The following is a 14,716-nucleotide window of genomic DNA, read 5'->3' on the forward strand; positions in this document are numbered from 1 at the left end:
CCACACCCCCACCGGCGCACCGGACTTCGAGAACTGGGCCTGCCCGGTCCCGCTGCGCGAGACACCGACCGTCGTGATGGGCCACGGCGGCGGCGGCGCGATGTCGGCCGAACTGGTCGAGCACCTCTTCCTCCCGGCCTACGGCTCCGCCGCCGCGCCCGAACTGGGCGACTCCGCCGTCCTCGACGTCGGCGACGGCACCCGACTCGCCTTCTCCACCGACTCGTTCGTGGTGCGGCCGATGTTTTTCCCCGGCGGGTCGATCGGCGACCTCGCGGTCAACGGGACGGTCAACGACCTCGCCATGTCGGGCGCCGTGCCCCTCTTCCTGTCCAGCGCCTTCATCCTCCAGGAGGGCACCGCCCTCACCGAACTCGGCCGGATCGCCCAGGACATGGGGGCGGCGGCCCGCGAGGCCGGGGTCAGGCTGGTCACCGGGGACACCAAGGTCGTCGACAGCGGCAGCGGCGACGGCGTCTACGTGAACACCTCCGGGATCGGCGTGGTCCCCGAGGGCGTGCGGATCGGCCCGCGCCGCGCCGAGTCCGGGGACGCCGTCCTGATCAGCGGTGACATCGGAGTGCACGGGGTGGCCGTGCTGAGCTGCCGCGAGGGCCTGGAGTTCGGGACCGCCGTGGAGAGCGACACCGCCCCGCTGCACGGTCTGGTCGCCGCCCTGCTCGCCACCGGCACCGACGTGCACGTGCTGCGCGATCCCACCCGGGGCGGTGTCGCGGCCTCCCTCAACGAGATCGCCACCGCCTCCGGGGTCGGCGTCGAACTCGTCGAACGCGACCTGCCCGTACCGGAACCGGTGCGCGACGCGTGCAGCCTGCTGGGCCTCGACCCCCTCCAGGTCGCCAACGAGGGCAAGGTGATCGCCGTGGTCCCGGGCGGATGCGCGGACCGGGTCCTCGCGGCCATGACGGCGCACCCGCTGGGCGGCGGCGCCCGCCGGATCGGCACCGTCGTGTCCGAGCACCCCGGCATGGTCGTCGCCAGGACCGGGCTCGGCGGCACCCGGGTCGTCGGGATGCCCGTCGGCGAACAGCTCCCGAGGATCTGCTGAATGAGCGCGCGCGGCGCGGTCCTCTTCGCCCGGTACGCCTATCCGCCCAACGAACTCGGCTACTGCGGGCCCGCCGACGCGTCGGCGCTGCTGCGCGCGGAGGAGACCGCGGGCATCGAGCGGCACGCCCGGCGGTTCGAGGGCGCCTGGTGCTACCTCGAACTCCTCGCCGAGTGCGCGGGGTTGTCCGACCCGCTGGACGAGCGGGTGGTCGAGGCGTACTGGATCGGCAACGACCTCCTGGACCTGGCGTCCTCCCGGGCGGTGCTGGACCGGTTGCTCGACCGCTTCCGCGGCCAGTCGGGCGGCACCTGGCAAGGTGCGCGGGAGCGGGCGCGGGCGCATCACACCTTCCAGGTGTTCGAGGTGTACCCGTGGGCGCGGCTGCTGCGGGACTCCGGGCGTCCGACGGCGCTCACCGTCCTCGACCGGTGCCGCATCCGCACGGGCGTGGTCCGCTCCGTCGAGGGCGAGTCGGCGACGGTCGAGTCCAGGCCGCTGACCTGGACCGGCGGTGAGCTGGTCCAGGGGCCGGTCCGACGGGAGTCCGTGCGCTGGTCCACCGGCGGCCGGTCGCTGCTCGGGGGCGTGTCCCCCGGCGACCGGGTCGCGCTGCACTGGGACTGGGTGTGCGACGTCCTGACGGAGACCCAGGCGGCCAGGATCGAGTCGTCGGAGGCGCGGCAACTGGGGTGGCTGGCGGGGGTGTCGGTGGGGTAGGCGGGAACGGGCCGCCCGCCCTGGCAGGCGGGTTCAGCAGAAGAAGAACTCGGGTGCGCGGGCGGGGCCGGGGGCAGCCAGGAGAGCTTGCGCGTGGCGAACGTGTCGGCGGGCACCTATCCGCGTCGCCATGGCCAGTGCCGTGTGGGCCCGCTCGGGCGGGTGGTGATGCTCTGCCTCCAGCATCGCGAGCCCGAGATGGGCCTGCGCGGCGTGCAGCGGGTACGGAGAACCCGCCACACTCCGGTACAGGCGCAGGGCCGCGTCGGCGTCCCGGGTGTGCACACGGGCGTACTCCGCGCGTTCGAGCAGCACGGCGTGGCGCATGAAACGGTGATTGCGCGCGTAACGAAGACGCTGTCTGCCCCTGCTCCGCTGAAGTCGTTCGACCTCCGCGAGCCCCTCCTCGAAGCCGTTGTCGCCCCTCAGCCGCAGCACGGCCAGGCCGGCGACGAGGACACTGGCCACGCCGTCGTCGAGCGCCTCGGCCTGGAAACGGTCCTGGCTGCGCCGGAAGTGGGCGGCCGCGGCATCGGCGTCGCCGTCGCGGACGGCCAGTCCGCCCCGCACGAAGTCCGCCCAGGCGACCCACCGGTTGGCCGCGATGGCCGCGTACGGATCCAGGTGCTGGTCGAGGCAGGCCCGTGCCTCGTCCAGGCGGTCGGCCCACATCAGGGCGAGGGTCCGCTGGAAGGCGGCGTGCGCGATCCGGACCGGGTGCCGCTCGGCACGCGCGCGGTCCCAGGCGGTGGCCGCCGCTTCCGCCGCCGCGTCGAGCGACCCCGAGCTGCGCAGTGCGGCGGAGCGCAGGATCCACAGGGTGGAGAGGCTCTTCGCGGTCAGGCCCGCGGTCCCCTTCAGCACCGCTCGGTAGTTCCCGGTCTTGGACAGCACGGCGAGCCGCTTGGCCGCTGCGAATCGCCGCGCTTCGGCCAGTCGTCCCACCGGAGGCAGCGCCCGGGCGAGGGTCAGCGTCCACGCGAGCGGGCGACCGCCGTGGTTGAGCCGCAGTTCGACCAGTCCGCGGACGGCGTGCGCGGCGTGGGCGGGACGAGCGAGGAGCGCACGGTAGCTCCGGCGGGCGGCGGTGATCTCGCCCAGCAGCCCCTGGAGGACGGGTCTCGCCCGCTCGTAGGGCGCTCCCGGCAACCGGGGGAAGACCGGCTTGGGCCGCTCGAACAGCCGCAGCACCAGGGTCTGGTCGACGTCGGCGAGCCCCTCGGCGCGGCACCAGTGGACGAAGTCCCAGGACGGGTTGGGCCCGCCGGGCGGCGCCCCGGCGGGGAGGGGCACCGGCGGTCGCAGGTGCAGACGGCCCGCCCTCTCCTTGCCCGCCAGCAGGAGCCTCTTGTGCCGGTCGGCGTCCGGGTCGGGCAGGTCGAACCAGAGGACGTCCCCCGCCGCCGCCAGTACGTCGTCCCAGATCGGCTGGAAGTCCAGGTCGAAGCCGCGGTAGCCGAGGAAGACCACCGTGCGGCCCGCCACGTCGTCCCTCAGCCGCCTCTCCCACGCGGCGGGCAGACCGTGCAGCACCGCCTCGGCGTCGACGATGAGTTTGCCGCCGAGGGTGCCGTGCGGCTTCAGCAGCCTCACGCCGTCGGCGGGGGCGGCGGGCCAGGCGCACGCCACGAGGCCGGGGCCGCCCGCCCGTTCGATGAGGTCGTCGAAGTTGACGGTCCACACCGTGGCCCCGGCAGCCGCCAACCTCGCCACCGCGTGATGGGCCGCGTTGGGCTCCCCCGCCCCGAGCACGTCGTTCAGCCAGGGCGCCGCCTCGACGCCGCCCCGTGAGAGGGCCAGCATGAAGACCTCGGGGGCGAGCCGCGCCCAGGCCCCGGCCCGAGATCCGTCGGACTGGCCGCCGACCAGACGCAGTTCGCGGAGGATCTGTCCGCGCAGTGCGTCGAACATCGGAAGGCCGGCGGGTACGGACCGGGAGGCACCCGCCCCGACGAACAGGAACAGGTCCCTGGCTTCGATGGTCATGTCGTCCCTCCGGCGCAGCGCGCGCCCCTCATGCGTCCGACGCGGGCTTGCGGTCCGGCCTGGTGCGCACCAGGAAGACCAGGATCAGGGCGGTGAGGGTGAGCGTCAGCCAGCCCACGTGGATGCGTCCGTGGCCGAAGGTGCCCGGCAGTCCGAGCACCCAGCCGCCGACGGTGGTCAGCAGCACCAGGCGAGGCAGGGTGTTCGACGCGCTGTGGAGCGCCGAGTCCCGGGTACGGGCGAAGGGTTCGCCGGTGAACGCCGCCCATCCCGCCGTCCACAACAGCATGCACGCCAGAGCGCAGAGCAGTGCCAGACCGAGCCGGACGGGGCCGCCTCGGGTCAGATAGACGGTGATCTGCCAGGCGAGCGGCGGAACGAGGCACGTGGCGAGAGCCAGGGCGGCGGTCGGCAGGAGAATGACCCGGCCACCGTGCGGGGCGGTGGTGGCGAGCATCCGCGCCGCCCTGCCCAGGAGCTGCCCCGCGCACAGGAGCGCCGTCCGTGCCCGGCGCAGCAGGACGACGGTCTGCCGGAACACGAGGTTCGCCAGCCGGACGGCGGCCTGAGCGGCGTGATGTCCGGTGAGCCGCAGGATGTTGACGGCGAAAGCGGCGCAGCGCAGCGCAGCGGTGACGGATTGGTGGCGCAGTTCGAGGACCAGGGCCTGGACCCTGCCGCCGAAGGTGCGCGGTGGCGATCCGTGCCAGCGCCTGTCGACCGCCTTCCACCGCAGCACGGCGGGTCTGCCGGGCACCCTGAGCTGGCGGGTCCGCAGCGCGACGAGCCCCCAGCCGTCCACCGCGCCCGCCAGCAGCGCGGTCAGCAGGGCGCCGGCGAGGCCGCCCGCCGCGGCCACCAGCAGCCAGCCGCGCACCGCGGGCAGCCGCAGCAGCCAGTCCGAGGGACCCCGGGCGAGCAGCAGACTCAGCACGAGCGCCGCGGGCACGGCGGCCAGACCCGAGGCGATCACGCCTGCCGCGCGCCCGGCGGAGCGGTCGGGCACCTGCGGGCGACGGGCCCGGCGGGAGCGGCCGTCGTCCGCCCGTTCCATCACCTTGGCGCCGGTCCAGCCCAGCCACGCCAGCGTGACCGCCGCCAGCACCACCGTGCCGATGATCCGGTGGCCGTGCGTCCCGGTCAGAGCGGCCAGCGCGTAGACCACCCAGGTCAGCGCCCACAGCCCGACGGCGGCTGCACGTCCGACCGGGTAGTGCCGGAGCGGCAGTCCGAGGACCACCGCGCCCGTCACCACGGCCAGCAGCGTCACCGGCAGCGGGCTCGACGTCTGCGCGCAGAGCGTGAAGGTTCCGCACACCGCGGCGCGGAGCAGGTTGATCACGAACCACCGTGTCCGGCTCGGAGCGGAGGTCGAGAACGGCAGCAGCCGGTCGTGCGAACGGCAGTACACGTCGTGCGCGTGGACCGGCCCAGGGTCGCAGTCGCTCTCGGGGCAGCCGGTCGCCACGATCGGCTGCTCCTCGGCGAGCCTGAGATACCAGGCACGGCGGTCACGGGCACGGGCGTACGCCCGGTCGGGAGTGTGCGGTTCGTTCGGACGCGTGACAGACACAGGTGTTCCCTTTCAGGAGGTTCAGCAGGAGTGGTGCGCCGGGGTCCGCGTCCCCGGTCGCGCAGGGGCCGCAGGGCGGCGGTCCGGTGGCTCAGCGCTCCGCCCGGCCACCGCGGCACAGCGGCGCGAGCGCGGCTCGGCAGGCGGCAAGTTCGGCGTCGGTGTAGGCGAGGACGTAGACGGCGGTCAGCGATGTGGGGCGGTCGCAGGAGAGGTACGCGTGCGCCGCGGTCAGCAGGATTCTCGCGGTCTCGACCGGATCGGCTCCGGCCTCCCCCGCGCCGAGCAGCGGGAAGACGACGGAGACCGGCGGTTCGCACAGCGATCCGGCGTCGGGCAGCCCGGGACGCTCCGCCTCCCGCAGCGCGTTGGTCACGCACCGGCCCAGTACGCGGGCCTGCCGGTAGCCGTTGCCTGGCTCTCCGATCACCGAGGCGACGTGCACGATACGGCGCACCTTGTTGTGGTTGGCCAGCCGTCCGGGCCCGGTGCTGATCGCGGTGCCGGGCACGACGGGAGTGCGGCCCGCCACCCGGTGCGCCAGCTCGTCGGCGACGCAGTCCTCCACGACGCGGCCGGAGGCGTCGTGCCGGGCTCCCTCGTAGCGGATGAGTCCGGAGACCGAACGCTCGTGGTAGCGCGACATCTGCATGTCGGTGTTCTCCGAGTTGACCCAGACGTCGACGAAGTCGACGTTCTTCAGATCGCCGGTGATGATGCCCAGTTCGCGGCCGGGGCGCCCGGCCACCTGGCTGCGGTACACCCGGGTCGCCGTCAGCTGCTCGGGGTGCCGGGCGACCGTGGCGGTGGCGAGCTGATCACGCAGCCGGAGCGTCTCGGCCCTGCTCTGCCGCAGCAGTTCGTCCGGGCGGTCCAGGGCAAGCGTCTGCCGATGGACCCGGAGGCAGCCCTGCCACACGACGAGGAAGAGCGCCGCCGCACCACCCACCCGGAAACCGAGCGCCCTGCCGCTGATCGTCTCCCCGGGGAAGAAGCCGAAGATGATCAGGTCGGCGCCGAGCGCGACGCACAGCCACGCCACGACCAGCACCACCGGACGCTGCTCGGCGGACGTCGCGGAACGCCACAGCACCAGGCCGGCACCGAGGGTGAGAAGGAGCGCGGCGGCCAGGAGGGCGGGAACGTTGGTCATGGTGTCGTCTCCCGGGATCGGGGCGGAAGCGCCGTGATGAGACGTGACATGCCGTTAACCAATCGACACCGCGAACATTCGTGAAGTGGTTGCTGCAAGCCCGTACAAGACCGCACAGTCTGCGTACGGAGCCGCCGGGCTGCGGGGCCTGGTCCGTACAGTCCCGTACAGGCGGCTCACGCCGGGGATCGTGGCCGACAAGGGGAGCGCCGCAGGACCGGACACCGGGAGGCGGCGCGGAGTGGGGGAACGGTGTCCGATGACCCATCACGTCCTGCTGACGACACGCGCAGACCGGTCGCCGACCGGGCCGCGTTCGCCCGGGAGCTGACGTCGTTCAGGGAACACGCGGGACTGTCCGTGCGGGAGATCGCGAAACTCCTCGACCAGCGGGCCAGTACGGTCGGCGGGTACTTCGGGGGCCGGCATCTGCCACCGGTCCGGCTGCTGCCCGTGCTGCTGGAGGCCTGCGGCGTCACCGACACGCAGACCGTCGCGGCGCTGACCGACGACCTCGTCCGCCTCCGGCAGACCTCGTACGGGCGGGCCAGAGGTGTCTCCCCGTACCGCGGGCTGGCCAGCTTCGAGCCCGAGCAGGCCGACCTGTTCTTCGGCCGGGAGGAGGCGACCGCCCGGCTGCGCCGCCGCTTGGCCGAGTGGCAGGCGGCAGGGCGTCCGCTGGTCCTGGTGGTGGGCGCGTCGGGATCCGGCAAGTCCTCGTTGTTACGGGCCGGCCTGGTACCCGCGCTGAGGGCCGAGGGCCGCGCCCGAGTGGAGCTTTTCACCCCGCGGGCCCACCCGCTGACGGAGCTGGCCGCGCGTCTCGCGCCGGGCGCGGGGAGACCGGTCCCGGAGATCGTCGAAGCGCTGCGATCGGATCCGGGCGCTTGCGCACGCTTCGTCTCCGAGCCGTTGGTGCTGGTGGTCGACCAGTTCGAGGAGACGTTCAGCATGTGCCGGGACGAGGCGGAGCGGCGGGCGTTCATCGCGGCGCTGGGCGCACTCACCGGCGCGCGGTCCGGCCCGGACGGTACCGCCGCGGACGCCGCCGGATCCGGGGCGGCTCCGGTCGTGTCGGCCGTGCTGGGGATGCGGGCCGACTTCTACCCGGCAGCCGTGCGCGTGCCTTTGCTCGCGCTGGTGCTGGAGGAGGCCCAGGAGATCGTCCGCCCGATGACCCCGGCGCAGCTGCGCCGGGCGATCGTGGAGCCCGCCCGGAGCATGGGTGTCAGACTGGACGACGGGCTGGTCGAGCTGTTGCTGCGGGACCTGGCGCCCGCGGCCGGGGGCGGCACGGAACAGGGGCACGAGGACGGTGCGCTGCCTCTCTTGTCGCACGCGCTGTTCGCCACCGCCGAGCGGGGCAGGAACCGGCAGCTCACCGTGGCCGACTACCAGGCCAGCGGCGGAATCGCCGGTGCGGTGGCGCACACCGCCGACAGTGTCTACCACGGACTCACCCCGGAGCAGCGGGTTCTGGCCCGCACGCTTTTCCTGCGGCTGGTCCGGCTGTCGAGCACGACGGCCGACGTCCGGCGCCGTATCTGGCACAGCGAACTCCTGCGGGCGGGGAGCGGCCCGGGAACCGGCGAACTGAGCCTGGTGGCGGACCTGTTCATCGAGCAGCGGCTGATCACGGCCGACGCGGAGACGCTGACGATCACCCACGAGGCACTGCTGACCGCTTGGCCGCTGCTCCGGGAGTGGATCGAAGCCGACAGGGACGGGATCCGCACCCATCACCGGCTCACGGAGGCGGCGGAGGCATGGCACGACTCGGGACGCGATCCGCAGATGCTGTTACGGGGGACCGGTCTGGCGCTGGCCCGCGGCTGGGCGGAGGACGCCGCGCACCGCCTCGATCCGACGCCGCTGGAACGGGAGTTCCTGGACGCGGGCATCGCCAACGAGCGCCTGGAGCGGCTGTCCGCCCGCCGACGCACCCGCCGGTCCTACCAACTGGGCACCGCCCTGGCCGTGGTCCTCGTTCTTGTGGTGGCCGGTGGCTGGTACGTCGTCCAGCGCACCAGAATGGCCGAGCGGCAGCAGACCGCCGCCGCCTCCCGTCTGACCGCCGTCGCGGCGGACCGGGTCCGTACCGACGACGTGGGCCTCGGCGCCCAGCTCGCGCTGACCGCCTTCCGGATCGCCGACACCCCCGAGGCCGTCTCCAGCCTGCTGAACTCCTCGGCCTCCCCCGCGGTCACCCGGCTGCTCTCACCGGGCGGCGCGGTCCAGGCGCTGGCCCTCGGCAGCCGCGGCCATCTGCTGGCCCAGGGCGGCGCCGACGGGACGGTACGGCTCTGGAACACCGCCGACACCCGTCACCCGGTGGCGGCGGGCGACCCGCTGGCCGCGTTCCCCGACGCGGTGTACACCGTCGCTCTCAGTCCGGACGAGAAGGTGCTCGCGGCCGCCGGTGCACACCGTGTCGTCAAGCTGTGGGACGTCAGCGCGTCAGGTAGGCCCCGGCTCCTCGGTACTCCGCTCACCGGTCCGTCCGACACCGTCTACAGTCTCGCCTTCAGCCCCGACGGGCACACGCTCGCGGCGGGCGGCGCGGACAACTCCGTCCACCTCTGGGACGTCACGGTTCCCGGTCACCCGAAAGCGTCGGTGCCTGCCCTCACCGGACCCGCCGGATACGTGCACCAGGTCGCCTTCAGCCCGGACGGCCGCCTTCTGGCCGCGGGCAGCGGCGACGGGAAGGTCAGGCTGTGGCGTGTCGCAGCCTCCGGTGAGCCCGAGGGGGCGGCGACGGAGTTCACCGTCTCGCAGAAGGAGGTGCAGGCACTGGCCTTCAGTCCGGACGGCGGCAGTCTCGCGGTGGGCGGCCGGGATCAGCAGGTCGGATTGTGGAACGTCGCCGACCCGGCGGCTCCCCGGCAGGCGGGAGCGCCCCTCCGGTCCGCGACCAGCTGGATCAACGCCCTCGCCTACAGCCCTGACGGCCGGACGCTGGCCGTCGGAAGCAGCGACGACCTGGTCCGGGTGTGGGACGTGCGCACCCGCCGGGTCACGGCGGCGTTCCGCCACACCGGGCCCGTCACCGCGCTGCTCTGGCGCGACCGGTCGACGCTGGTCAGCGGTGACGCCGACCGGGTGACCCGGCTGTGGCACCTGCCGAGCCCGGTGCTGACCAGCGACGACGTGATCAACGGCATCGCCTTCAGCCCGGACGGGCGGCTGCTCGCGATCGGCACCGGCCGGCTCCAGCTCTGGACGGTCGCCACCGGCCGGCCTCTGGGCAAGGCGCTCCCCGCACCCGGCGGCGCCGTGACGGCGGTGGTCTTCAGCCCGGACGGCCGGACGCTCGCGATCGCGGGCACCACCGGCACGGTGCGGTTGTGGAACGTCGCGGACCCGACTCACCCCGTCCCCGTCGGACCCACGCTCACCGGCCCGGCGAGCGGGTACGCGCAGGCGATCGCCTTCAGCCCCGGCGGAGAGACCCTGGTCACGGGCAACGACGACCAGACACTGCGGCTCTGGGACGTCAGGGACCCGGCCCATCCGGCGCCGCTGCCGAAACTCTCCGGCTTCAAGAGCTACGTCTTCTCGGTCGCGTTCAGTCCCGACGGGCACATCCTCGCCGCCGGGAGCGCGGACCACACCGTCCGGCTGTGGGACATGAGCCGGCCGACGGCGCCCCGATCGCTCGGCCGCCCGCTGGCGGAGAGCGACGACACCGTCTATTCGATCGCGTTCAGTCCCGACGGGCGCACCCTCGCCGCCGGGAGCGCGGACCACACCGTCCGGCTCTGGGACATGAGCCGGCCGAAGAGCCCAAGCCCCCTGGGCCGACCGCTGACCGGCCCGACGAGCTACGTCTACTCCGTGGCCTTCAGCCCGGACGGCAGCACGCTGGCCGCCGGCAGCACCGACCACACGGTCTGGCTGTGGGACGTCGGACGACCGGCTTCGCCCACCGTGGTCGCGACCCTGACCGGCCCCACCGACCACGTCTACGTGGTCTCCTTCAGCCCCGAGGGCCACACCCTCGCCGCCGGGAGCGCGGACCACACCGTGCGGCTGTGGACCACCGACCCGGCAGCGGTCGCCTCGCGCATCTGCGACGTCTCGGGCGCCGCCATCACCCGGACCGAGTGGCGCCAGTACCTGCCGGACCGGCCCTACGCCCCGCCGTGCGCCACCTGAACGCGAGCGCCGCGCCGGTCAGGAGGACGCAGGCGGGGTGGAGACGGTCGAAGCCCTGGCCGGTGCGGACGAGAGCGGCAGCGCGACGACAGCTCACCCCCGCGCGATCAACCGCTGCGGACGCTCCAGTACCGACGCCACGTCCGCGAGGACCTTCGCGCCGAGTTCGCCGTCGATCAGGCGGTGGTCGAAGGTCAGTGCCAGGGTCAGGACTTGACGAGGTGTCACCTTCTTCTTGTGGACCCAGGGGCGGGTGCCGATCGCGCCGACCGCCAGGATCGCCGCCTCGCCCGGCGGGAGGATGGGGGTGCCGGTGTCGACGCCGAAGACGCCGATGTTGGTCAGTGTGAGCGTCCCGCCGGTGAGCGCGGCGGGGCTCGTCCGGCCCGCCCGCGCCGTGGTCACCAGTTCCGTCAGCGCGTCCGCGAGGGCGGTCAGCGGCAGGGCGTGGGCGTCCTTCACGTTGGGGACCAGCAGTCCGCGCGGGGTGGCGGTCGCGACGCCCAGGTTGACGTAGTCCTTGCGGACGATCTCCTGGGCCGCCTCGTCCCAGCTCGCGTTGATGTCCGGGTGGCGCGCGACTGCGGTGAGCAGCGCCTTCGCCACCAGGAGCAGCGGGCCGACCCGGCGGTCGGCGAACTCCGGTGCCCGGCCGAGCGCGCGCACCAGTCGCGTCGTCCGGGTGACGTCGACGGTGACGAACTCGGTGACGTGCGGGGCCGTGAATGCGGACGCGGTCACCGCGGCGGCGGTCGCCCGGCGCACCCCGCGCACGGGCACCCTCGTCTCCCGGGGGTCACGGGCGTCCTGGCGGTCCCGGGGGTCACGGGCGTCCCAGTGGTCCCGGGGGTCACGGGCGTCCCGGTGGTCCCGGCGGTCCCGCGCGTCGTCGGCGTCACCGGCATCACTCGAGCCCCGGGTGTCACGGACGTCACGGGGGTCGTCCGGCTTCGGAGGCACCGGCGGCTCGGTGGGCCCCGGGGGCGGGGTCGTGTGTCGGGCCGCCGCCGCTTCCACCTCCGCCCGGGTGACGACGCCGTCCGGGGATGCGGGGCGCAGGGTGGTGAGGTCGACGCCGAGGTCCCTGGCGAGCTTGCGGACCGGCGGCTTAGCCAGGGCCGTCCCGGGGGCAGGGCGCAGGGGCGTGGCCCTCGGGCGGCGTCCGGCGCGCTCCGGGGCGACGCCGTAGCCGACGAGCACGGGCTGCCCGCCCGGCGCCGCCGACGGCTCGGCGACCGTGATGACGACGGCCCCCACCGGCACCGTCTGCCCGGCCGCGCAGCGCAGTTCGCGGACCACGCCGTCGAACGGGATCGGCAGCTCCACCACGGCCTTGGCCGTCTCGATCTCGCAGACGGTCTGGCCGTCGGTGACGGTGTCCCCCGGGCCGACGTACCAGGTCAGGATCTCCGCCTCCGTGAGTCCCTCGCCCACGTCGGGCATCCGGAACTCGCGCAGCCGGTCGGCGGTCTCAGCCATGGCGGGGCTTCCTTCAGTAGGCCAGCGAATCGTCGACGGCGGCGAGCACCCGGTCGAGGTCGGGCAGGTAGTGCCCTTCGAGCCGGGCGGGCGGGTAGGGGGTGTGGTGGCCGCCCACCCGCAGCACCGGTGCCTCCAGGGCGTAGAAGCACCGGGTGGTGATCCGGGCGGCGATCTCCGCGCCCGCCCCGAAGAAGACCGGCGCCTCGTGCACCACCACCAGCCGGTGGGTGCGCTCCACGGACGCCTGCACGGTGTCGAAGTCGACGGGTGACAGCGACCGCAGGTCGAGGACCTCCACGGAGCGTCCGTCCTCGGCGGCGGCCTCGGCCGCCTCACGGCACAGCTTCACCGTGGGCCCGTACCCCGCGAGCGTCAGATCGGTGCCCGCGCGGACGACGCGCGCCCGGTGCAGCGGCGGGGGCGTCGCGCCGGGGTCCACCTCCCCGGTGTCCCAGTAGCGGCGCTTGGGCTCGAAGAAGATCACCGGGTCGTCGCTGCGGACTGCCTGCCCGAGCATCCAGTAGGCGTCCGACGGGGTCGCGGGCGACACCACCTTCAACCCGGGCACATGGGCGAAGAGGGCCTCGGGCGACTCGCTGTGGTGCTCGACGGCGCCGATGCCGCCGCCGTAGGGGATGCGGACCACCACCGGCATCCGCAGGGCGCCGCCGGAGCGGGCGTGGAGCTTGGCGAGCTGGGTGACGATCTGGTCGTACGCCGGGAAGACGAAACCGTCGAACTGGATCTCCACCACGGGCCGGTGGCCGCCGAGGGCGAGTCCGACGGCGGTGCCGACGATGCCGGACTCGGCGAGCGGGGAGTCCATCACCCGGTCCTCGCCGAAGTCCTTCTGGAGGCCGTCGGTCACCCGGAAGACCCCGCCGAGCCTGCCGACGTCCTCCCCCATCACCAGGACGTCCGGGTCGTCCTCCAGGGCCGTGCGCAGCGACAGGTTGAGTGCTTTGGCCAGGGTCATGGTCTGGGCCGGCATGGTCAGGGCCTCTCCGGGTCGGTGAAGGATCGTTCGTACTCCTCGAACCGCCGGCGCTCCTCGTCCACCAGGGCGTGGCCCTCGGCGTGGACGTGGTCGAAGACGCCGGCCGGCGCGGGGTCCGGCATGGTCCGCACCGCGTGCCGGACCCGGTGGGCCAGTTCGGTGGCCCGCTCCTCGGTCTCCTCGAAGAACGCGGGCTCCGCGAGGCCGGTCGCGCTCAGGTGGGCGCGCAGCCGGGCGAGGGGGTCCCTGGCCCGCCACTGCTCCAGCTCCGCGGGCGGCCGGTAGCGCGTGGGGTCGTCGGAGGTGGTGTGGGCGCCCATCCGGTAGGTGAACGCCTCGACGAAGAAGGGCCCGCCGCCGCCCCGGATGTGGTCGAGGGCGTGCCGGGTGACGGCGTGCACGGCGAGCGCGTCGTTGCCGTCGACGCGCACCCCGGGGAAGCCGAAGCCCTGTGCGCGGCGGTACAGGGGGCTGCTGGTCTGGCGGGTGACGGGCTCGGAGATGGCCCACTGGTTGTTCTGGCAGAGGAAGAGGACGGGCGCGTCGTGGACGGCGGCGAAGGTGAACGCCTCCGCGACGTCGCCCTCGCTGCTGGCGCCGTCGCCGAAGTAGGCGACCGCCACGGCGTCGCTGCCCCGCTTGGCGAGGCTCATCGCGTACCCGGTCGCATGCAGCACGTGCGCGCCGACGACCAGGGTGTAGAGGTGGAAGCCGCTGCCGCGCGGGTCCCAGCCGCCGTTGGTGACGCCGCGGAACAGCCGCACGACGTCCACCGGGTCCACTCCCCGGCACCAGGCGACGCCGTGCTCGCGGTAGCTGGGGAAGACGTGGTCGTCGGGGCGCAGCGCGTGCGCGGAGCCGATCTGGGCCGCCTCCTGGCCCAGCAGCGGTGGCCACAGGCCGAGTTCGCCCTGACGCTGCAACGCGGTGGCCTCGGTGTCGAGTTCACGGGCCATCCGCATGTCGCGGTAGAGGGCGCGCAGCAACTCGCTTCCGTAGCCGGGGATGTGCTCCGGTGGCAGCGTCAAGGTGCCGTCCGGGCGCAGGAGTTGGACGGCCTGTGGTTCGGGACGGTGGTCGGCGAAGGCGTTCAGGGCGTCCGTGAGGGCGGTCGCGCCGGACGCGTGGTCGGCGGTGGGAGCGGTCATGTCACTTCCCTGTCGGGGCGGTCGCAGCGGGCCCGCGGGACCGGCGCGGTGGCGGGCGGTGCGGTGATGTCCAGGGTGTGGTCCGGTGTCCAGCGGCCGCGCCACCCGGAGTCCTGGGTGTCCTCGGGGAACCAGGACGGTCCGACGGCGACGACGGCGCCGCTCTCCCCCGGTGGCAGTCCCCGGCCGCCGGGCCCGCGGACGCTGAGCCTGACCGGCGGGACGGGGCTGCCCGCGCCGGGTTCGTGGGCGCGTCCGGCGTCCCGGGCGAGCAGTTCGTGCGCGGTCCACGGCACGGCGCCGTCGGTCGGGGCGAACTCCGACCAGAGGCGGGTGTGCGGCCGGACGGCGAAGTGGCGGGCGACCAGGTCGCGCGGGCAGGGGCGGCCGATCAGCACCACGGTGGCGGGGGCGGCGGGCGGGGCGTGAT

The 14,716-nt window shown here is 74.0% G+C and carries 9 protein-coding genes and 1 pseudogene; 3 read left to right on the forward strand and 7 right to left on the reverse strand.

Annotated features, from left to right (window positions below; all coding sequences use genetic code 11):
- Positions 1-76 precede the first annotated feature (76 nt).
- Complete coding sequence (hypE, locus tag GA0115242_RS33980; protein WP_093835464.1) at positions 77-1,069, forward strand: hydrogenase expression/formation protein HypE; 993 nt, start codon at positions 77-79, stop codon at positions 1,067-1,069.
- Entirely contained in the window at positions 1,070-1,789 is a 720-nt protein-coding gene (locus GA0115242_RS33985) for a DUF6390 family protein (protein ID WP_093835446.1), read from the forward strand. It begins immediately after the preceding gene.
- A gap of 33 nt (positions 1,790-1,822) precedes the next feature.
- Here GA0115242_RS33985 and GA0115242_RS33990 read toward each other — a convergent pair whose 3' ends face one another.
- The 3 genes from GA0115242_RS33990 to GA0115242_RS34000 form a co-directional block, all read right to left on the reverse strand.
- Positions 1,823-3,775: an SIR2 family protein gene (locus GA0115242_RS33990; RefSeq protein ID WP_093835448.1), complete on the reverse strand. Its 1,953-nt coding sequence runs from the start codon at positions 3,773-3,775 to the stop codon at positions 1,823-1,825.
- Positions 3,776-3,803: 28 nt separating this feature from the next.
- Complete coding sequence (locus GA0115242_RS33995; protein ID WP_093835450.1) at positions 3,804-5,348, reverse strand: hypothetical protein; 1,545 nt, start codon at positions 5,346-5,348, stop codon at positions 3,804-3,806.
- A gap of 91 nt (positions 5,349-5,439) precedes the next feature.
- Positions 5,440-6,501 (reverse strand): macro domain-containing protein, encoded by a 1,062-nt coding sequence (locus GA0115242_RS34000; protein ID WP_093835452.1) that lies wholly within the window; start codon positions 6,499-6,501, stop codon positions 5,440-5,442.
- Positions 6,502-6,753: 252 nt separating this feature from the next.
- On the opposite strand from GA0115242_RS34000, the gene GA0115242_RS34005 reads away from it, so the two are divergent.
- Positions 6,754-10,659: an nSTAND1 domain-containing NTPase gene (locus GA0115242_RS34005; protein ID WP_093835454.1), complete on the forward strand. Its 3,906-nt coding sequence runs from the start codon at positions 6,754-6,756 to the stop codon at positions 10,657-10,659.
- A gap of 93 nt (positions 10,660-10,752) precedes the next feature.
- Here the strand turns inward: GA0115242_RS34005 and GA0115242_RS42365 are convergent, their stop codons facing one another.
- The 4 genes and pseudogenes from GA0115242_RS42365 to GA0115242_RS41040 form a co-directional block, all read right to left on the reverse strand.
- Positions 10,753-12,138 (reverse strand): dihydrolipoamide acetyltransferase family protein, encoded by a 1,386-nt coding sequence (locus GA0115242_RS42365; protein WP_093835456.1) that lies wholly within the window; start codon positions 12,136-12,138, stop codon positions 10,753-10,755.
- A gap of 13 nt (positions 12,139-12,151) precedes the next feature.
- A complete protein-coding gene (locus GA0115242_RS34015; protein ID WP_161353416.1) occupies positions 12,152-13,117 on the reverse strand; it encodes an alpha-ketoacid dehydrogenase subunit beta in 966 nt (321 codons plus the stop codon).
- 17 nt (positions 13,118-13,134) lie between these two features.
- A complete protein-coding gene (gene pdhA, locus GA0115242_RS34020; RefSeq protein WP_093835460.1) occupies positions 13,135-14,286 on the reverse strand; it encodes a pyruvate dehydrogenase (acetyl-transferring) E1 component subunit alpha in 1,152 nt (383 codons plus the stop codon).
- Positions 14,283-14,716: pseudogene (locus GA0115242_RS41040) on the reverse strand (hypothetical protein); the annotation flags it as partial. The pseudogene GA0115242_RS41040 and the gene pdhA, both read right to left, overlap by 4 nt.

Origin of the sequence: Streptomyces sp. SolWspMP-5a-2, from assembly GCF_900091845.1 — a bacterium.
In the GTDB taxonomy this organism is placed as follows: Bacteria; Actinomycetota; Actinomycetes; order Streptomycetales; family Streptomycetaceae; genus Streptomyces; species Streptomyces doudnae.

Excerpts from the sequence above, each read along its gene's own strand:
- hypE (WP_093835464.1), top strand. The coding sequence starts at position 77 with ATGGGCCACGGCGGCGGCGGCGCGATGTCGGCCGAACTGGTCGAGCAC.
- GA0115242_RS33985 (WP_093835446.1), top strand. The coding sequence starts at position 1,070 with ATGAGCGCGCGCGGCGCGGTCCTCTTCGCCCGGTACGCCTATCCGCCC.
- GA0115242_RS33990 (WP_093835448.1), bottom strand. The coding sequence starts at position 3,775 with ATGACCATCGAAGCCAGGGACCTGTTCCTGTTCGTCGGGGCGGGTGCC.
- GA0115242_RS34000 (WP_093835452.1), bottom strand. The coding sequence starts at position 6,501 with ATGACCAACGTTCCCGCCCTCCTGGCCGCCGCGCTCCTTCTCACCCTC.
- GA0115242_RS42365 (WP_093835456.1), bottom strand. The coding sequence starts at position 12,138 with ATGGCTGAGACCGCCGACCGGCTGCGCGAGTTCCGGATGCCCGACGTG.
- GA0115242_RS34015 (WP_161353416.1), bottom strand. The coding sequence starts at position 13,117 with ATGACCCTGGCCAAAGCACTCAACCTGTCGCTGCGCACGGCCCTGGAG.
- pdhA (WP_093835460.1), bottom strand. The coding sequence starts at position 14,286 with ATGACCGCTCCCACCGCCGACCACGCGTCCGGCGCGACCGCCCTCACG.